This is a genomic window from Amycolatopsis sp. NPDC049691 (assembly GCF_040675005.1).
Taxonomy (GTDB): Bacteria; Actinomycetota; Actinomycetes; order Mycobacteriales; family Pseudonocardiaceae; genus Amycolatopsis.
On the sequence record NZ_JBFANX010000007.1, the window covers coordinates 186,178 to 204,190 of the forward strand.

Annotated in this window: 19 protein-coding genes; 12 read left to right on the forward strand and 7 right to left on the reverse strand. The window is 73.2% G+C overall.

Translation table 11 applies throughout. From position 1 onward, the window contains the following. Positions 1-5: 5 nt before the first annotated feature. Together AB0J40_RS18300 and AB0J40_RS18305 are read right to left on the reverse strand one after the other, a co-directional pair. Positions 6-923 carry an ABC transporter substrate-binding protein gene (locus AB0J40_RS18300; RefSeq protein WP_364454140.1) on the reverse strand — a complete coding sequence of 306 codons (918 nt, stop codon included), beginning with the start codon at positions 921-923 and terminating at the stop codon, positions 6-8. Between the two features lie 75 nt (positions 924-998). Continuing rightward, the gene (locus tag AB0J40_RS18305; protein ID WP_364454143.1) at positions 999-2,288 is read right to left on the reverse strand and encodes an NtaA/DmoA family FMN-dependent monooxygenase; all 1,290 of its coding nucleotides are present in this window, start codon (positions 2,286-2,288) and stop codon (positions 999-1,001) included. Between the two features lie 201 nt (positions 2,289-2,489). Between AB0J40_RS18305 and AB0J40_RS18310 the strand changes: the two genes are divergently transcribed. Then, complete coding sequence (locus AB0J40_RS18310; RefSeq protein WP_364454145.1) at positions 2,490-3,071, forward strand: RNA polymerase sigma factor; 582 nt, start codon at positions 2,490-2,492, stop codon at positions 3,069-3,071. Beyond that, on the forward strand, positions 3,064-3,939 hold the full coding sequence (locus AB0J40_RS18315; RefSeq protein WP_364454148.1) for a CU044_5270 family protein: 876 nt from the start codon (positions 3,064-3,066) through the stop codon (positions 3,937-3,939). Before AB0J40_RS18310 ends, AB0J40_RS18315 begins: the two co-directional genes overlap by 8 nt. On the opposite strand, the gene AB0J40_RS18320 is transcribed toward AB0J40_RS18315, so the two are convergent. Further along, positions 3,936-4,628, reverse strand: a complete 693-nt coding sequence (locus AB0J40_RS18320) for a nitroreductase (protein ID WP_364454150.1) — start codon at positions 4,626-4,628, stop codon at positions 3,936-3,938. The two genes, AB0J40_RS18315 and AB0J40_RS18320, sit on opposite strands and share 4 nt — an antisense overlap. After that, positions 4,625-5,134: a DUF4863 family protein gene (locus AB0J40_RS18325; RefSeq protein WP_364454153.1), complete on the reverse strand. Its 510-nt coding sequence runs from the start codon at positions 5,132-5,134 to the stop codon at positions 4,625-4,627. Before AB0J40_RS18325 ends, AB0J40_RS18320 begins: the two co-directional genes overlap by 4 nt. Before the next feature lie 106 nt (positions 5,135-5,240). Here AB0J40_RS18325 and AB0J40_RS18330 point away from each other — a divergent pair, with 106 nt between their 5' ends. From AB0J40_RS18330 to AB0J40_RS18340, 3 genes are all read left to right on the forward strand, one after another. Then, positions 5,241-5,855 carry a TetR/AcrR family transcriptional regulator gene (locus AB0J40_RS18330; RefSeq protein ID WP_364454156.1) on the forward strand — a complete coding sequence of 205 codons (615 nt, stop codon included), beginning with the start codon at positions 5,241-5,243 and terminating at the stop codon, positions 5,853-5,855. A gap of 45 nt (positions 5,856-5,900) precedes the next feature. Beyond that, positions 5,901-6,779 (forward strand): trypsin-like serine protease, encoded by an 879-nt coding sequence (locus AB0J40_RS18335; RefSeq protein ID WP_364454158.1) that lies wholly within the window; start codon positions 5,901-5,903, stop codon positions 6,777-6,779. 615 nt (positions 6,780-7,394) lie between these two features. After that, positions 7,395-7,715, forward strand: coding sequence for a MerR family transcriptional regulator (locus tag AB0J40_RS18340; protein WP_364454161.1), 321 nt, complete (start codon positions 7,395-7,397; stop codon positions 7,713-7,715). A 4-nt stretch (positions 7,716-7,719) separates the two neighbouring features. Here the strand turns inward: AB0J40_RS18340 and AB0J40_RS18345 are convergent, their stop codons facing one another. After that, complete coding sequence (locus AB0J40_RS18345) at positions 7,720-8,931, reverse strand: PP2C family protein-serine/threonine phosphatase (protein ID WP_364454164.1); 1,212 nt, start codon at positions 8,929-8,931, stop codon at positions 7,720-7,722. 73 nt (positions 8,932-9,004) lie between these two features. Here AB0J40_RS18345 and AB0J40_RS18350 point away from each other — a divergent pair, with 73 nt between their 5' ends. The 6 genes from AB0J40_RS18350 to AB0J40_RS18375 all read left to right on the forward strand — a co-directional run bounded on the left by AB0J40_RS18350 (position 9,005) and on the right by AB0J40_RS18375 (position 13,396). Continuing rightward, the gene (locus AB0J40_RS18350; protein ID WP_364454165.1) at positions 9,005-9,475 is read left to right on the forward strand and encodes a MarR family transcriptional regulator; all 471 of its coding nucleotides are present in this window, start codon (positions 9,005-9,007) and stop codon (positions 9,473-9,475) included. Positions 9,476-9,567: 92 nt separating this feature from the next. Next, positions 9,568-10,431 (forward strand): STAS domain-containing protein, encoded by an 864-nt coding sequence (locus AB0J40_RS18355; RefSeq protein ID WP_364454167.1) that lies wholly within the window; start codon positions 9,568-9,570, stop codon positions 10,429-10,431. Beyond that, positions 10,428-10,811: an STAS domain-containing protein gene (locus tag AB0J40_RS18360; RefSeq protein ID WP_364454170.1), complete on the forward strand. Its 384-nt coding sequence runs from the start codon at positions 10,428-10,430 to the stop codon at positions 10,809-10,811. Before AB0J40_RS18355 ends, AB0J40_RS18360 begins: the two co-directional genes overlap by 4 nt. Beyond that, complete coding sequence (locus AB0J40_RS18365; RefSeq protein ID WP_364454172.1) at positions 10,801-11,226, forward strand: ATP-binding protein; 426 nt, start codon at positions 10,801-10,803, stop codon at positions 11,224-11,226. Before AB0J40_RS18360 ends, AB0J40_RS18365 begins: the two co-directional genes overlap by 11 nt. Next, on the forward strand, positions 11,223-12,212 hold the full coding sequence (locus tag AB0J40_RS18370) for an ATP-binding protein (RefSeq protein WP_364454174.1): 990 nt from the start codon (positions 11,223-11,225) through the stop codon (positions 12,210-12,212). The genes AB0J40_RS18365 and AB0J40_RS18370 overlap by 4 nt, the downstream gene beginning before the upstream one ends. Beyond that, on the forward strand, positions 12,212-13,396 hold the full coding sequence (locus tag AB0J40_RS18375; protein ID WP_364454176.1) for a PP2C family protein-serine/threonine phosphatase: 1,185 nt from the start codon (positions 12,212-12,214) through the stop codon (positions 13,394-13,396). Before AB0J40_RS18370 ends, AB0J40_RS18375 begins: the two co-directional genes overlap by 1 nt. Before the next feature lie 6 nt (positions 13,397-13,402). Here the strand turns inward: AB0J40_RS18375 and AB0J40_RS18380 are convergent, their stop codons facing one another. Next, on the reverse strand, positions 13,403-13,783 hold the full coding sequence (locus tag AB0J40_RS18380; protein WP_364454179.1) for an ATP-binding protein: 381 nt from the start codon (positions 13,781-13,783) through the stop codon (positions 13,403-13,405). A gap of 218 nt (positions 13,784-14,001) precedes the next feature. Here AB0J40_RS18380 and AB0J40_RS18385 point away from each other — a divergent pair, with 218 nt between their 5' ends. After that, positions 14,002-14,241, forward strand: a complete 240-nt coding sequence (locus tag AB0J40_RS18385; RefSeq protein ID WP_364454181.1) for a hypothetical protein — start codon at positions 14,002-14,004, stop codon at positions 14,239-14,241. Positions 14,242-14,310: 69 nt separating this feature from the next. Here AB0J40_RS18385 and AB0J40_RS18390 read toward each other — a convergent pair whose 3' ends face one another. After that, complete coding sequence (locus AB0J40_RS18390) at positions 14,311-17,985, reverse strand: CARDB domain-containing protein (protein ID WP_364454184.1); 3,675 nt, start codon at positions 17,983-17,985, stop codon at positions 14,311-14,313. Positions 17,986-18,013: the final 28 nt, after the last annotated feature.

Sequence of the window (18,013 nt, forward strand, 5' to 3'; positions counted from 1 at the left end):
CCGGCTCAGACCAGGCCCTGCTGCGCCAGCCAGTCCTTCGCCACGTCCGCGGCCTTCTCGCCGTCGGAGTCGACGCGCTTGTTCAGGTCGCGCATCCCCTCCGTCGTGAGCTTCGCGCTCACGGCGTTGACCGCGGCCGCGAAGTCCGGGCCGCGCTCGTCGAGGACCTTCTTGGTGACCGCCGGGACGACGTTCTCGGTCGGCACCATGGACAGGTCGTCCTTCAACGCGACGTACTTCTTGTCGCCGGCCAGCGGGCTCACCGAGTCGACCGGGATGACCGTGACGCCACCGGAGTCGAGCTGCTGCACCCGCGGCCCGAGCTCCTGGACGGTCTGGAACGTCGCGTTCGTCAGCTTGTAGACGTCGGTGAAGCCCTTGAAGCAGGTCAGCCGCTTTTCGCACTCCGGGCCGCCGGCCAGGACGACCTTGTCGAGCTTCTTCAGGTCGCCGATGGTCGTGAGGCCCTTCGACTGCGCGAGGTCGGCCTTCACGATGTAGGTGTTCTTGTCTTCCGCCGCCGCGTAGTCCAGCAGCGAAACCCCGCTGGGCTCGAGCAGCTTCGCCAGCTGCTCGTGCTCGCCCTTCGCGTCCTTCACCGGGTCCTTGCCGAACCCGGCGGCGATGGCCGAGCCCTGGTACTCCGGGATGAACTGCAGCTCACCGGACTTCAGCGACGGGTAGATCAGCTCCCGCGAGCCCAGGTTCAGCTTCCGCGTCACCGGGTAGCCCTTGGCCTCCAGGGCCTGGGCGTAGATCTCCGCCAGGATCTGGCTGTCGGTGAAGTTGAAGGACGCGACGACGATCGGCGCCCCGCCCTTGCCCGCCGCGGCGGGCTTGTCGTCCCCGCCGCCGCACGCTGTCAGGCCCAGAGCGGCCACCGCCACCAGCGCGGCCACTCGGATGTTCCGGGTCCAGCCCACGTCCCACACTCCTCAATCACGATCGAACGGTCAGGACCCTAACGAGACCCACCGACAGAAACCACATACTGGGATTCACCCGGCGAGGTGCGCACGCAGCGTCGAGCCGGTGTACTCGGTCCGGTACCGGCCCTTGGCCTGCAGGATCGGGACGACGTGGTCGACGAACGCGGCCAGCTCGTAGGGCAGCGTCGAGCCCATGATGGTGAACCCGTCGACGGCGCCGGCGTCCTGCCAGGTGAGCACGTGGTCGGCGAGCTGCTCGGGCGTGCCCACGAAGTGGACCTGCCCCGCTCCCCCGGTCACCTTCTGCGCGATCTCGCGCAGCGACGCCTCGGGCCGCTCCCGGGCCGCCGCGGCCAGCTGCTGCAGCCGGCTCGAGCCGCCCTCGGCCCGCAGCTCGGCGGGCAGCGGCGCGTCCGGGTCGAACGCGTCCGGGTCGAGCCCCGCGGTGTAGAGCGCGTTCTGCCACCGGAACTCCGGGCTGGCCAGCTCCTCGAGCCGCTCCGCCCGGGCCTTCGCCTCGGCCTCGGTGCCGCCCAGGGTCACCATCAGCGCGGGCAAGACCCGCACGCGCGCGGGGTCCCGGCCCGCCGCGACGACCTGGGCGTCCAGCTCGGCGCGGAACTTCACCGCCGCCTCCAGCGACGGCGGTCCGGAGAACACCAGTTCCGCGTACCGGGCGGCCAGCCCGATGCCGGCGGCCGACTGTCCCGCCTGGACGAGCACCGGGCGGCCCTGCGGCGACCGCGGGAACGGCAGCACGCCCTCGACGTCGTAGAACCTGCCGTGGAACCGCGGCGCGTGCAGCTTGGCGCGGTCGGCCCACACGCCGTTCTCGCGGTCGCCGACGATCGCGTCGTCGTCCCAGCTGTCCCAGGCGCGGGTGACGACGTCGACGAACTCGTGGGCGCGCTCGTACCGGTCGGCGTGGTCGGGGTGGGCCTTCTCGCCGAAGTTCGCCGCGGCCAGCGAGGTGATGGTGGTGACGATGTTCCAGCCGGCGCGGCCGCCGCTGAGGTGGTCCAGGGTGGCGAACCGGCGGGCCAGCTCCCACGGCTTGTTGTAGGTCGTCGAGCCGGTGCCGATCAGGCCGATCTTCCCGGTGACCGCGGCCAGCGCCGAGAGCACGGAGATCGGGTCGAACTGCGTCTGCGGCAGGTGCGTGACGCGGTACTCGGCGATGGCGATGTTGTCGGCGAGGAAGATCGAGTCCATCAGGCCGCGCTCGGCGGTCCGCGCGATGTCCGCGTAGTACGGCAGTCCCAGCACCCCGCGGACGTCGTCCTCGACCACCCGCCACGCGGACTCGTGGTAGCCGTTCGGCCAGATGAAGGCGTTGAAGTGCAGGGACTTCCCGGGCACGGGTGCTCCTTCGGGGGTTCCCGCCGCTCGGGCGGTGCTGCGCTGGGTCCGTCCTGGTGCAACCGGGCCACCCCGCCGCTATTCCCGGATCGGGTCGCCTTCGTCCTCGCGTGACCTGTGTCACTTCACCCTTCGTCGCCGGAACCCGCTCCCCGGCTCGCGAGAACAGCAGATGACACTGGGCGCGGCGAAAGGCGGGCGATGACCCCGGAAGACACCGACGACGCGAGCGTGATCGCGCGGTCGCGGGCGGAACCGAGCCTGTTCGCGGTCATCTTCGACCGCCATTCCCGGCACATCCACCGCTACCTCGTCCGGCGGCTCGGCCCGACGGCGGCCGACGACGTCCTCGCGGACACGTTCCTCATCGCCTTCGGCAAGCGGGCGAAGTTCGACCTCTCCCGGCCGGACGCGCGGCCGTGGCTCTACGGCATCGCGACGAACCTCGTCTCGCGGCAGTGGCGCAACGAGGTGCGCGAACTGAAGCTCCGCCTGGCCGTCGGGCCGCCCGGCGTCGACGAAGGGCACGCCGACCGGGTCGCCGAGCAGGTCACCGCCCAGGCCCTCGGCGCCGACCTCGACCGGGCGCTGGCCAAGCTGCGGCCGCGCGAACGGGACGTCCTGCTGCTCGTCGCGGCGGAGGGGCTGGGCTACCAGGAGGTCGCCGAAGCCCTCGCCATCCCCGTCGGCACCGTCAAGTCGCGGCTCAACCGCGCCCGCGGCCGCGTCCGCGCCGAACTCGGCGCCCTCGACCCCGTGAAGGAGACCGCCAGCCATGGATGACCTCGACCTGATCCGCGAACGCGCGCAGGCGGTCGGCTTCGCGCCGGCGGAACACCTCGCCCCCGCGCGGGAGCGGCTGCTGGCCGCGGCGCGCGGCGAACGACCGCACCGGTCCCGCCGCTGGTTCTGGGCCGCCGGCGCCACGATCGGACTGGCCGCGGCGATCACCGCGGTCGTCGCGCTCGCCCCGGCCGACCGGGTGGGCATCGGCGCCGGCGTCGCGCACGCCGACCCCGTCAAGGTCCTGACCGAGGCGGCGAGCGCGGCGCTGCGGGAACCGGCCACCCCGCCGCGGCCGGACCAGTTCCTCTACGTGAAGACGGAATACCCCGACCACCACGTCCGCGAGATCTGGCTGTCGGTCGACGGCACCCGCGACGGCCTCCTGGGCACCGACACCGTGCTGCCCGGCTGCCACGACGGCAAGGCCCCGTACTCCGGCCCGTACGACCCGAAGAAGAAGGGCACCCTGGAGGACTGCCGGCCCTCCCCCGCCTACCACGCCGACCTGCCGACGACCGCCGACGCGATGCTGGCCTACCTGCGCACCATCCCCGGCGGCAAGGACAGCGTCAACACGATGGGCAAGAACGTGCTGACCCTCGCCGACGAGCGGGCCCTCACCCCCGCCTCCTACGCCGCTCTCTACCAGGCGGCGGCGAAGGCACCCGGGCTGACGGCACTGGACCACGTCACCGACGGCGCGGGCCGGCCCGGGGTGGGCATCACGTGGACCAACCCCGCCGACTCGCCCGGTTTCCCGGGGATCGTGCTGGTCTTCGACGCCGCTACCCACCAGTTCCTCGGCACCCGGGACAGTGCCGTGACCGTGAAGACCTTCGTCGACGAGGCGGGCCGGCGCCCCTAGCCCGTGGCCCGGTCGTGGAAGGTCGCGAACGCCGACACCGGCTCGCGGGTCGTGCGGTGGGCCCCGAGCCGGTGCTCGTCGTCGGCGTACCCGAGCGCGATCCCGCACACGACCACGTGGTCGGCCGGCACGCCCAGGTGGCGGCGCAGGACCGGGTGGTAGTCGATCAGCGACGCCTGCGCGCACGTGTGCAGCCCGGCCCCGCGCGCGGCGAGCATGAGCCCCTGCAGGAACAGCCCGGCGTCGACGAGCGCGCCGCGCAGGGGCAGCCTGCTCACGGTGAGCACCATGCCGACCGGCGCGCCGAAGAAGTCGTAGTTGCGCCGGTGGTGGGCCAGGCGGCCGGCGGTGTCGCCGGGCTCGATGCCGAGGGTGTCCCGGTAGAGCCCTTCGCCGAAGCGGCGACGCCGGGAGCGGAACGGCTCGGGCCATTCGTCGGCGGCCGGCTGGTAGCCGAACTCGCTCGCGGCCCGGCGGCCTTCGTCGTGCGCGCGCAGCAGGTCCGCGGTCAGCGCCCGCTTGGCCGCGCCGGTGAGCACGTGCACCCGCCACGGCTGGCAGTTGGAGTTGCTGGCCGAGCGGGCCGCCAGCTCCAGTAGCCGTTCGATCTCCGCGCGGGGCACGGGGTCCGGCCGGAACGCGCGGCAGCTGCGGCGGGTCAGCAGCGCGTCCTCGACGGTCGTGCTCACTCGGCCGGCGGGGTGATGTCGTAGGAGATCCGGCCCGCGGGCAGGTAGAACAGGGCGATCAGCGCGCCGCCCTTGACCTCCGGGTAGTGGTGGCTGCCCGGTCCCGGTGCAGTCCAGCCCGCGCCGCTCCAGCCGCGCGGGCCCATCAGCTTCGCGCCCGCGTCGAGCGGCACGACGAGGTTGAGCTCGCCGTAGGGGTGCTGGTGGTACTGGCCGCGGTAGGGCTCGACGCTGTCCATGTAGACGGCGGTGACGCTGAAGTAGTTCAGCACGTCCTGGGGATCGGCGATCCGGCTGCGCCGGTACTTCGGGCCGTCCACTTCGATGTTCGCCGCCCAGCCGTCGCGGACGCCGTCGGTGATCATCCGGGCGAGGTCGTCGTAGAGCGGGCTGCCGGGACCGTGGTGGGTGTTGAGCCAGGTCTCCAGTTCCCCGCCCGCCGTCCGGTTCTTGACGGCGTCGAGGAACGGGATGCTGCGGTCGATCAGCTGCTGCGCGGTGGTCATCGGGGGCTCCTTCCGGTGGTGCTCCGAAGGTAAGCCGAAGTTTCGTTACAGTCAAGTATCGTAACTTAACAACCAGAGGTCGTAACATTTCCGCTAGGCTCCGCTCATGGCAGCAGCGTCGGACGACGACACCCCGCGCCCCGGGGGCCGTCCCCGCGACGCCGCCCTCGACGAGGCGATCATCCTCGCCACGCGCGAGCGGCTCGTCCGGGACGGCTACTCGCTCATGACCATCGGCGACATCGCCGCGGACGCCAAGGTCAGCCGCCCGACGCTGTACCGGCGGTGGAGCACGAAGTTCGACCTCGTCGTCGACGCGCTGGACTACGGCTTCCGCAAGCAGCGCGACAGCTACTCCATCGACCTGGCGGGCATGGCCCCGCGCGAGGCGTTCACCGAAGCCGTCCGGCGGCTGGACCCCGCGTACTTCAACCCGGACGCCATGGTCCTCATGGGCAACTTCGCCGGCGAGGCCATCCGCACGCCGGAGCTGCTCGGGATCCTGCGCGAGCACGCCGTCGAACCGCGGGTCACGCTCGTCGAGAACGTGCTGACGCGGCTGCAGGACGACGGCGCCGTGCGGGACGACGTCGACAAGCACACCATCGCGACGATGTGCTTCGGCAGCTACTTCGCCGCCTTCTACCGGGGCGACGGGCGGGACGAAATCCCCGAAGCGGTCGTTTCGGTGCTGTGGCCCGCGATCGCCGCGCGCGAGTGAGCGTCGCGCACAACCATTCCGGGCTCCCATCCGTGCATTAAGGGTGTGAGGACGACTTCGGATCGACGGCGCCGCTTCCGCGCGCGGGCCGTGACCCTCGCGGTGCTGGTGGGGGCCGGTATCGCGTTCGCGGGCGCGGCCATCGGCACACCGGCCGCCGGACCCGCGCTGGCCGCGGCCCTCGGCGGGCACCGCCTGCCCGACACCGCCGCGCTGGGCCGCGACCCGGCTCCCGCTCCCCCGAGCCCGGCGCCGGCGCCGGCGCCGATCCTGCCGTTCAACGCGAAGCTGACGTCGGCGGACATCCCGGTCCCCGGTGGCGGCGTGCGCGACGGCGCCTGCAGCGGCTCGCTGGTCGCGCCGCAGTGGGTCGTCACGGCCGGCCACTGCTTCCACGACCTGAAGGACGCCCGGATCGGCGGACGGCCGCCGTACACGATGACGGTGACGATCGGGCGGCTCAAGGACACCGACCCGGGCGGGCACACGGCGGTCGTCGTCGACGTCCGCCAGTCGCCGGTCAACGACCTCGCGGTGGCGAAGCTCAGCACGCCGGTCGCGGACATCGCGCCGGTGACGCTGGCCTCGACCCGCCCGAAGGTCGGCGAGGAGCTGCAGTTCGCGGGCTGGGGGTCGCATTCGGCGACCGTGCTCGGCCCGTCCGACCACCTCAAACGCGGCCGGTTCCGGGTTTCCGGCATCGCGGAGTCCACTTTGGAGGCACTGCCGGTCGGCACGCGCACGGTGGACAACGGCCCCTGCCCGGAGGATTCGGGCGGCCCGTTCTTCGTTTCGGACGACGGCGACCACAGCGCAACCCTGGTGGCCATCGTGAACACCGGGCCACCGTGCCCCGGACCGGGCGCGGAGACGATCGCGCGGGTCGACGTCGTGGCGGACTGGATCCGCGCGCAGACCGGCTGACCGGGGCCCGTCCTCCGCGCGGGGCGCGGTACCCCGCGCGGAGGAACTGCGTGTCGAACCGGTTGTCCGTGGTGGCTCTCCCTTCGACGGCGCCGGGCGCGGGGCGTGGCCGCCGCGGTGGTGCGCCTGGAGGCGCGGGGCCGGGACGTTCCTCGCTCACCGGCCGCGTTCGGGGCAGGCGGCCCACGCCGGTGCCGCGGGCATCCCCGACAGCCGTCAGCACATCACCCCTTTCTCGTCCATCACCGGCACTTCACGGCTGTTCCGGGCGGCGAGCGCTCCCGCCGCGGGCACCTCCCGGCCGGAGCCCGGACGCGCGGAGACCGCCGCGAGCGGGCGCGGCCGAGAGAAGGGTGAGGGAAACCCGAAGCGCGCGGTGCGGGGGACAGCGGTGGCGGCGGACCGAAGTTCGCGGCCACGATGGCGTCGAACTCCGCCTCGAGCCACGCGGGATCCGCCAGCACCAGATCGGCGAACCCGCCTGCCGAACGAACGATCATCGTTCCCACTCCCCGGATCGTCTCGCGATATCACCAGGTCATGTCCTGCGCTTCACTATTTCTATAGCACCGACTGCAGGTTGTTTCAACCCCCTGCTCACCATAAGCTGAAGCCGTGGCGGACGCGAGCAAGCTGGACGACGAGGACTACCCCACCTACACCACCGGACAGGTCGCGGCCGTGCTCGAAGTCCAGGAAGCGTTCCTGCGCAGCCTCGACACCGCCGGGCTGGTCCGGCCGCACCGCTCCGGCGGCGGGCACCGCCGCTACACGCGCCGCCAGCTCACGCTCGTCACCCGGGTCCGCGAGCAGCTCGACGACGGCCACACCCTCGCCGCCGCCGCGCGGATCATCGGCCTGCAGGACGAGCTCGCCGCCGCCCACGCCGAGATCGCCGTGTTGCGCGCCGAACTCGCGCGCCGGGAGGGGGACTGACCGGCTACCGGGCCTCTTCGGCGCGGCGCACCGTCACCGCCGGGGCCGTGTCGGGCAGCGGGGCCGGCCCGAACCAGTCGAGGCACACGACCATCGCGTCGTCCTCGGCCTGGCCGCCGCGCCGGCGGCGGCTCAGCTCGCGCAGCACCGCGCCCGGGACGTGCGCGGCCGGGAGCTCGGCCGTCGCCGTGACCGCTTCCGCCAGCTCCCGGTCGCCGTAGTGCTCGCCGTGGGGGCCGATCGCGTCGTACACGCCGTCGCTGACGAACACGTACCGGTCGCCTTCGGTGGCCTGGAAGCTTTCGGACTCGTAGATCGTGCCGTCGAACGTGCCCAGCGGGAGCTGCTCGTCGAAGATCACGCGCTCGGCCTTGCCGTCGCGCAGCCGCCACAGCCGCGGGGACCCGGCGTCGACCACCGCCACCGCGCCGGTGGTGAGGTCGAACTCCAGCAGCAGCGCGGCCACGTGCTCGGCGCCGCGGTAGTGCGCGTAGACCGCCTGGTCGGCCAGCTCGGCCTGCGCGTCGAGCGGGATCCCGGCGCGGCGGGCGTTGCGCAGCGCGTTGACCGCCAAGTTGGTCAGCAGCGCGGCTTCGCTGCCCTCCCCCATGCCGTTGATCAGCGTGACGGCGAGCTTGCGCGCCGACGCCGACCAGTCGAAGCAGTCGCCGTAGATCGCGTACGCCGGTTCGAGCTGGCCGCCCAGCGCGAACTCGGCGCGGGTGCACGCCCGGCCCGGCAGCAGCTGCCACTGCATCTCCGCGGCCAGCGTCAGCCGGGACGACCGCCGCGCCTGGACGTAGAGGTCGGTGTCGCGGTCGGCGACGAACAGCTCGTGCGCCACCGCCTCGGCGAACCGCTCGAACTCCGCCCACACCGGTGGCTCGGGCTCCGCCGGCAACGTCACCGCGAGGACGCCGAGCCGGTCGCCGCGGACGCTGACCGGCAGGTAGCCCGTGACGCGATCGCCGTCGTGCTCGAACGTCGCCGCCTGGGCGACGAACGCGGCCCCCGGCGTCGTGCCGTCCACCGGAATGGGCTCGGTGGTGTAGGGCTCGCGGCCCACCCGGCACAGCTCGGTCAGCGCGTAGTCGGCCATCAGCAGTTCGACCGCCAGCGCGCCGAAGTGCTCGCGCAGCGCCGAGCGCAGCGCGGCCGGCAGGTCGTGCGGCGGCACGTCACGCAGGAGCCGTTCCACTGCCAGGGATCTGTCCAATGCCCGCCTCCTGCTCGCCGGCCCACGGCGAGTCGCGTGAGCCGTGCTGCCGGTTCAGCATAGAGATGCCACGATGGGGGCCGTGGAGCCAACCCGCGAGCAGGCCGCCCCGGACGGGGAGGCGGCGCTCGCGAGCCTCGCGGAGCTGTTCGAGGCGGTGCTCGAAGGTGTCCGCGACATCTCGCCGCGGCCGCTTTCGGTGTCGCAGCTGCGCGCGGTGGTGGCGCTGGACCGCCACGACGGCGTCAACCTGCGGGAACTGGCCGAACAGCTGGATTCGACGCCGCCGCTGGTGAGCAGGCTCTGCGACCGGCTGGAGGCGGTGGGCTTCCTCGAGCGGCTGCCCAGCGCGCGCAGCAGGCGGGAGCTGACGCTGCGGCTGTCCGACCGCGGCCGCGCCTACCTGCGGGACCTGCGGGCGCGGCGCCGCGAGAACGTCGAGGCGCTGCTGGCGAAGATGAGCCCCGCGGGCCGGTCCGCGCTGGCCGCCGGGCTGCGGGAGTACCGCGCCCTCGCCGACGGCGAGTCCGCCGGGACGCCCTGAACCCCGCGTTGTATAGTCGGCACAATCGTTGTCTTATGACAATAGTCAGCCGGCGTACAGCAGCGCGCGCCCCGGAGTCGAGGAGGGGTGCGGTGCTGGGCACGGACGAGGGCCAGGTCCGGGAAGTGCTGGCACGGATGCTGGCCGAGGACCAGGCCACCTTGGTGCGCGACTGGGCCGGGCAGCAGGCGGGCACCGGTCCGGAGAGCGGCCGCGAGCTGCAGCGCGAGGCGACCGGCCTGCTGGAAGCGCTGCGCGGGGCCGTGGGCGGCTCGCTGCCGGTGGCGCGGATCGTCGAGCAGGACCCGGCGGTGCGCGACGCGCTGACGTCGTGGTCGGAACGCCGGGCCCGCGTGGGCGCCGAGCCGTCGGCCACCGCGATGGCGATGCTCGCGCTGAAGCGGACGATGCTCGGCGCGATCGAGCGCCACACCGAGGACTCCGCGCTGCGCTACCGGGCGGCACTGCTGGTCAACGAGCTGCTCGACAGCGCGGGCGTGCTGACGTTCGCGGTGTACGCGAGCGGCCGGGAACGGATCATCCGCGAGCAGCACAGCCAGGTGCTCGAGCTGTCCACGCCGGTCGTGCGGCTGTGGCGCCACGTCCTCGCGGTGCCCCTGATCGGCACGCTCGACAGCGCCCGCGCCCAGGTCGTGATGAACAGCCTGCTGGAGGCGATCCAGGCGAACGAGGCGCGGGTGGCGATCATCGACATCACCGGCGTCCCGACCGTCGACACCGCGGTGGCGCAGCACCTGCTGCAGACCGTCGGCGCCGTCCGGCTGATGGGCGCGGAGTGCGTCGTCAGCGGCATCCGCCCGTCGATCGCGCAGACCATCACGCAGCTGGGCATCGACCTCTCGCACATCGTCACCCGCGGCTCGCTCGCCGACGCGCTGGCGACCGCGATGCGGCTCATCGACGAGGGCACCCGCCCGGGCGGGGTGACCGGGTGAGCGCCGGCCTGCCGATCCTGCGGCTCGGCGACATCCTGCTCGGCGGCCTGCTGAGCGACCTCGACGACAAGACCGCGCTGGCGTTCACCGACGAGCTGACCGAGCGGATCGCGAACGAGGGCATCCGCGGCGTCATCATCGACATCTCCCGCCTGGAGATCATCGACTCGTTCGTCGCCCGCGTGCTGATGCAGCTGGCGGGCACCGGACGGCTGCTCGGCGCGCGGATGGTCGTGGCGGGCATGCGCCCGGCGGTCGCGCTGACCCTCACCGAGCTGGGGCTGCGGCTCACCGGCGTCGCGACCGCGCTCAACGCCGAACAGGCCATGGAGCTGCTGGGCTGGCGCCGCCCCGCCGAAGAGGCGCCCCATGCGCCCTGACGAGCGGATCGGCGAGGAGCACGACGTCCACCCGGTGCGGGTGGAGGAAGACCTGCTCGCCGCCCGCCACGCCGTGCGGGCCGCCGCGGTCGCCGCCGGCTTCTCCATCGTCGACCAGACCAAGATCGTCACCGCGGCCAGCGAGCTCGTCCGCAACGCCTACATCCACGGCGGTGGCGGCACCATGACCGTCGGCGTCGTCCGCGACGCGCGCGGGCGCACCGGGCTGCGGCTACAGGTGCGCGACGACGGCCCCGGCATCGCCGACGTCGAGCAGGCGATGACCGACGGGTTCAGCACCGGCGCCGGCCTCGGCCACGGCCTCGGCGGCACCCGCCGCCTGGTCGACGACTTCCACCTCGACACCGCACCCGGCCGCGGCACCACCGTCACCGTCGTGCGCTGGAAACCGTGACCGCGACCGTCGCCGAGCCGACCCGCCGGATCCGCGTCGACCACCCGAGCGCCGCGTACGCCGCCGCCCGGGTCGCGCGGGAAACGGCGAACGACGCCGGGCTGCCCGACGTCCTGGCCGAACGCGCCGCGGTCGTGGCCGCCGAGCTGGCCGGCAACATCGACAAGCACACCCGCGGCGGGTCGCTGTTCGTGCAGCGGTCGCTCACCGGGCGCGGCATCGACGTGCTGGCCGCCGACGACGGCCCGGGGATGGCCGACCTCGACCACTGGCTGGTCGACGGCCACACGACCACCGCGACGCTGGGCGCCGGCCTGGGCGCGGTGAAGCGGATGGCGACCGGGTTCCGGATCACGTCCTCGCCTGCCGCCGGGACGCTCGCCGCCGCCCGCGTCCTCGACCCGGCGGGACCCGCGTTTTCCGGGTCGGCCGGGCACTTCCGGCTGCCGCGCGAGGGTGAGGAGTTCTGCGGTGACGCCGTCGCGCTGGCCGAGGTGACCGGCAGCCGCACCGCGTGCGTCGCCGACGGGCTCGGCCACGGGCCGGACGCCGCCGAGGCCGCGGACGCCGCGATGCGCGTGTTCACCGAGAACCCGGACCGGCCGCTGCCGCACCAGCTGACGAACATGCACCGCGCGCTGCGCACGACCCGCGGCGCCGCGGTCGCGCTGGTGCGGGTCGCGCCGCACCGGCTCGAGTTCTGCGGGGTCGGCAACGTCAGCGGCGCGACCGTCGGCGGCTCGTCGCGGCTGCTGCTCAGCACGCCCGGCATCGTGGGGTTCTCGCTGCCGGCGGCCCCGGTCCGGCAGCTCGCGCTGGCCGGCGACGAGGCCGTCGTCCTGCACACCGACGGCGTCGGCGGCGGCTGGCGCGGTCCCGGCCGCCCGGCGGACGTGCTGCTGTTCGCCGCGGACCTCGCCCACCGGTACCGGAACCCGCGCGACGACGCGGCTCTGCTCGCCCTGCACCCGGGCCGGCCCGCCTGATGCACCCCGACCTCCTCCGCCTCCGGCGGCGGCTGCGCACCGCCTGCGGCGAAGCCGGCGTGCCCGCCGACGACCGCGCGCGCCTGGTGCTCGCCGTGACGCTGCTCGCCGAACCCGCCTTCGCCGCCGGGGAGGCCGTCGACGTGACCACGACAGCCGACGGCCACCGGCTCGCCGTCACCGTCCGGCTCGCCCGCGCCGTGAGCCAGCGCCGGCGCAACGGACTGCCACTGCTGCCCGAAGCCGGGACCGACGGCACGCTCACCTGGCACCTCACCGGCGGGCGGCCGGCGGGCGAGCCCGCCGGCCTCGACGACGAACCGGCGACCCGCGCGGAGATGCTCGCGCTGATCGCCCGCGCCGACACGCTGGCCCAGGAGCAGCGGGACCTCAAGCACGAGCTCGCCGAGACCAACAGCGGCGTGCTCGCGATGTACGTCGACCTCGAACAGCGCGACGAGGAACTGCGGCACGCGCACGCGCGCATCTTCCGCGAGCTGGAGGACGCCCTCCGCCCGCCGCCGCCGGTGGTGCCCGGCCTGGAACTGGCCGTCCACTACTCCCCGACCGACCAGGACTCCCCGACCGGCGGCGACCTCTACGACTGGTTCGTCCTGCCCGGCGGCGACCTGCACGTGACGCTCGTCGACGCGGTCGGCCACGGCGTCACCTCCACCCGGCACGCCCTGACCGTCACCCACGCGATCCGGACGCTCGCCCTGGAAGGGCACCCGTTCCCGGACCTGATCGCGCACGCCGCCCGCACCCTGGCCGCGATCGAGCCCGGGCTGATGGCCACGGTCCTGCTCGCCCGCGCCGACCCGGCGACCGGCCGCACGCTCCTGGCGAACGGCAGTCACCCGGAGCCGCTGCTGGTGACGGCGGCGGGCGACGCGCGGCTGCTGCCCTCGCCCGTCGTCGGCCGCGGGATCGGCTTCCCCGACCCCGGCAGCCCGCGGCTGGCCGAGGCCGAGCTCGCGCCGGGCGACACCCTGCTGCTCTACACCGACGGGCTGGTGGAAAGCCGCAAGGACATCATCGAAGGCCAGGCCCGGCTCCTGCCGCTGGCCCGCGACCTGTCCGCCCGGCCGGCCGCCGTCCTGCCCCGCGAGCTGGTGGGCCGGATGCACGACGTCGTCACCTACGCCGACGACACGGTGGTCATCGCGCTGCGCCGCAGCTGACCCCGCTCAGTACGCGAGCGGGATCTCCGCCCACACCGTCTTCCCGCCGTCCCGGCGGTGGAAGTACCCGCGCCGGTCGGAGCACGCGGCGACCAGGGTGAGCCCGGTCCCCGCCGGCGCCGCCTCGGGCGCGACCGGGTCGAACCACGCGGACCCGCCGGCGTCCTCCACCCCGATCCAGACCGCGGCGTCGGAGCGGACCAGCAGCGCCCGCAGCGGCCCGGCGGCGTGCCGGACCGCGTTGGTCGCCAGCTCGTCGGTGATCAACACGACGTCCGCGGCGACCCCGGCCGGCACGTCCGCCGCGGCCAGGCGCTCGCGCACCCAGGACCGCACCAGCCTGATCTGCACCGGCTCCGGCGCGAACTCGAAACTTTCGGGCGTCACGTCCACGGCACCTCCCCCAGAAGGATTCTCCCGGCACGGAGTGACCGGTCCGCAACGTCCTCACACGTGGATTAGCACGAACGGACGCAACCACTCGTCGCGCGGGCGCCGCTGGGCGGCCGATTCCTGCCGTTCACCGCAGCCGGAGCGGCCCGGCTGTTACAGATCCCGGCCGGTGCGCGACACCACCGTGGAGCATGACGGGGAAAGCGGGGTCGATGACGGGCGAACGGCAGGTGCGGCTGCGGCTGGGCACCCGCGCGGTTTCGGTCCCCGCCGGGCACGGCCGCGAAGTCGTGGAGTACGCCGGGGTGACGGTCCTGCGGGTCGAGGACGGCACCCCGGTGGAGCAGGCGTGGATCCCGGTCGGGACGTGCCCCAGCTACGCCGACGACGAAGCGCTGATCGCCGCCTGGCACGCGGCGGTGGTGTGGAGCCGCTCCCCCACCGACGCGTGAACCGGGCCCCAGCGGTCCCGCGCCGCGGCCGGCCGGGTGCCGGGGCGGGCCGCCCCGGCACCCGGTCGCCTACCTGGCCCCGCGCCGGCCCGCGGCGACCACCGCCGGGACCGGAGTCCCGGTGACCACGAACTGCGAGCCCGGCTCGACGACGACGTCACCCTTGGCCGACCCGGTGATCCGCACGTTCGTCAGCGTCGCGCTGCCGCGGGCGCCGCTCATCGCGAGGATCCCGGCTCCGTTGTTCGACTTGTCGACGGTCACGTTCGTGATCGCCGCCGTCACCACGCCGCCGCCGGTCTTGAACTGGATGCCGTCGTAGGTCGAGTCGTGGATCTCGGTGTCCCGCAGCGTCACCCCCGGGATGTCCTTGCCCTGCGCGAAGAACGTGATCGCGCCGAACTTCTGCTGCTCGCCCCAGAAGACGCCGCCGCAGCGGTACAGGGCGTTGTTCGCGATCAACGTCTGCCCGGAGAACGGCAGCGGGTCGTGGTCGGTGGCCAGCATGATGCCCGGGTAGTTCATCGTGTCGGACACCAGGTTGTTCTCGATCCGGTTCCCGTACCCGCCGTAGATCGCGAGACCGTTGGCGCGCCAGGGAAGCTGGACCGTGTTGTTGGTGAAGGCGTTGTCGTGCGCGATGTCCACCGACGGGTCCTTCACGTACTGGTTGGCCCACACCGCCATCGAGTCGTCGCCGGTGGTGCGGAAGGAGGAGTTGAACACCTTCGAGTTGCGCGTGCCGTTGGTGAAGTTGATGCCGTCGGCGTAGGTGTCGCGGATCCGCATCCCGCTGAACTCCAGGCCGTCGGCCGGGCCCCACAGCTCAGGCTTGTTGCTGTAGTCGCGGCCGACCCAGACCCCGACGTTCGCGTGCTCGATCCAGACGTTCGAGATCTTCGTGCCGGTGCCGAAGCGGCCGTTGAGCCCGACGCCGCCCTCGGCGTTGCCGTCCCCGCCGCGGATCCGGCCGGAGCCGAAGATCGCGATGTCCGAGATCTGCACGTTCTTGTCGATGTCGAAGCCGAAGTTGCCTTCGTGCGGGTGGTTGATCGTGCCGGCGTCCTGCGGCTGGATCAGCGAGTACAGCTGCGAACGCCACATGCCGGCGCCGCGGATCGTCACGTTCGAGATGCCGACCTGGTTGTACTGGCCGCCGCCGTTGGGCACGGTCGGGTCGTCGGTCAGGATCTTGACTTCCTGCCGCCACTGCCCTTCCGGGATCCAGACGCAGGCGATCCTGCCGTTCTGGTCGTCGGTGACCGCGCGCTGGATGGCCGGGGCGTCGTCGACGCCGTCGCCGGGAACGGCGCCGTACTCGGTGATCGACGTGCACTCGGCCGGCTTCGGCAGCGCGGGGGCCACCTGTTCCAGGTCGACCAGGTCGATGACGTAGTAGGCCGCGGTGTCGCCGTCGTCCCGCTGCAGCCTGAACTTCGTGCCCGGCGGGTAGGACTGGGACAGCAGCGCGTGCGACTCGTCGAACAGCCGCCGCGCGTCGCCCTGCGGGGTGTTCGTCAGGCCTTCGGGGTCGTCGGTGGTGCCGTAGAGCCAGCTGTGCTTCGACGACAGCGTCAGCTTCTGCGCGAAGGTCCCGTTGACGTACAGGCTGAGCGTGTAGTCCTGCCCGCCCCCGCCCGGGGCGTCGGGCACCGAGTTGCGGACGACGATGGAGTTCGCCTGGTTCGCCGACGTGACCTCGACGTACTGGCCCTGGCTCGCCAGCCGGACGGACTGGCGGCCCGAGGACTCGGTCGCGAAGTTCATGTGCCCGAACGTGCGCAGCGGGTCGGCCTGGAGCAGTTGTCCCTGGTACTGGGCGGATTCGGCCTCGTACTCGGTGTACGGCACGGCCGCGCCCCGGCCCACGACGATCGCCCGCGACAGCTCGTTGTTGGACTCGTTGGTCTCCGCCACGGTGTTCGTCGCGTCGGCGGTCGCCGTGAGGGTGGCGCCGCCGTTGGTGGCGGTCCACGTCCCGGAGATCGCGACGGTCGCCGTGGCACCGGCCGCGATCGCGCCCGTCGCTCCGGTCAGGGTGGTGGCGCCGGCGGTCAGCCGGGTGATCGAAGTGCCGGTGGCGCTGGTACCCCGGTTGTGCACCGCGACGGTGAACGACACCGCCGCGCCGGCCGCCGGGTTCGCCGGGTTCGACGTGATGCCGGTGACCTCGAGGTCGGGGCCCGGCGCCTGGGCGATCACCAGCTGGGCCGGTGAGGTGAAGGTGTTGTTGGTGTCGTCCAGCTCGACCACGGTGTTCGCGGGGTCGACCGTGGCGGCCAGGCTGTAGGTGCCCTGCGGGCGGGTGCCCGCGTTCACCGTCACGGTCGTCGACGCGCCGGCGGCGAGGGCACCGACGGTCGCGGTCCCGACGACCGTCCCGCCCAGGCTGACGGTGGCCGTCGTGGCGGGCGCGGGCGCGGTGCCCGCGTTCCGCACCGTCGCCGAGACCGCGACCTGGCTGGTCTCGGTCGGGTTCGCCGGGGTCCACGTCGTGCCGGTGACGACGAGGTCCGGGTTCGGCGCCGGCGTGCCGGACACCTGGAACTCCGCGACCTGCCCGCCGGGCGCGCCGGAGTTGCCGGTGAACCGGAGCCGGACGTCGGCCGCGCGGCCGGTGACCGGGATGGTCACGGTGTTCTGGTTCGCCGCCGGGTCGAAGCGGTAGTCGGCGCCGGCCTTGAGAGTGGTGAACGCCGTGGCGCCCTGGTCGCGGCCGAGGACCTCGAAGGTCTGCGTCCGCGCGCCCCAGACCGGGTCCGGGTTGAGCTGCACGACGACCTGGTCGAGGTCGGCGTTCGCCCCGAGCTTGACGGTCAGCGTGCTCGGGTGGCCGGAGGCTTCCCAGTAGGTGCCGGTGTTCCCGTCGTTCGCGTTGGCGGCGACGAAGGAGAAGACGCTCGAGGAGGCCTCGATCGGCTTGCCCGCGGCGAGGTTCCGGCCGGCCTGGGTGCCCTGGCGCACGACGTGGTTGCTGTCGGCGGACTCGTGCCCGGCGGCGTCCTTGGCGCGCACGAAGTACTCGACGCGCGTTCCGGCGGGCCGCGTCTCGGTGAACTCGGTGCCGGTGACCGTGGTGACGGGTGTGCCGTCGCGGTAGACGGTGTACCCGGTGACGCCGACGTCGTCGGTCGAAGCCGACCACGTGAGCTTGAGCTGCCCGGACCCGGGCTCGGTGAGCGTGAGGTTCGCCGGCGCGGTCGGCGCCTGCGTGTCGCCGGAGTCCGGCCCGTACAGCTCGAATTCCGAGAGCTGCGCGGCGGGCCACCGGGTGTTCGCGGTGACGTTCAGCCGGACGTACCGGGTCGAGGCGGTCACCGGGATGGTGACGGTGTTGGTGCCGGCGGCGAAGGCGTACCCGGTGGCGGCGGCGAGGTCGGTGAACGCCGTGCCGTCGGTGCTGCCGCGCACGGCGAGGGTCTCGGTGCGGGATTCCCAGGTGGCGGGCAGCTTCAGCACGATCCGCGAGAGCGTCTTCGTGGCGCCGAGGTCGGCCTGGATCCACTGCGGGAACGCGTTGTTCGCCGACTCCCAGTAGGTGGCCTGGTCGCCGTCGACGGCGTTGGCGACGGGGTAGCCGGGCAGCGCGCTGCTCGCCGACACCGTCCTGGTCAGGGGCACGTCGGCGAGCTGCGCCGCCGGTACCGGTGGAGCGCTCGCGGCGGAGGCGAGGGAGAGCCCGGCGGCGGACAGCCCCACGGCGAGGAAACCGGCGGCGAGCCGGGACAGGCGCGTTCGAGTCATGGCGTCTTCTCTTCTTCGAGACGGCGGG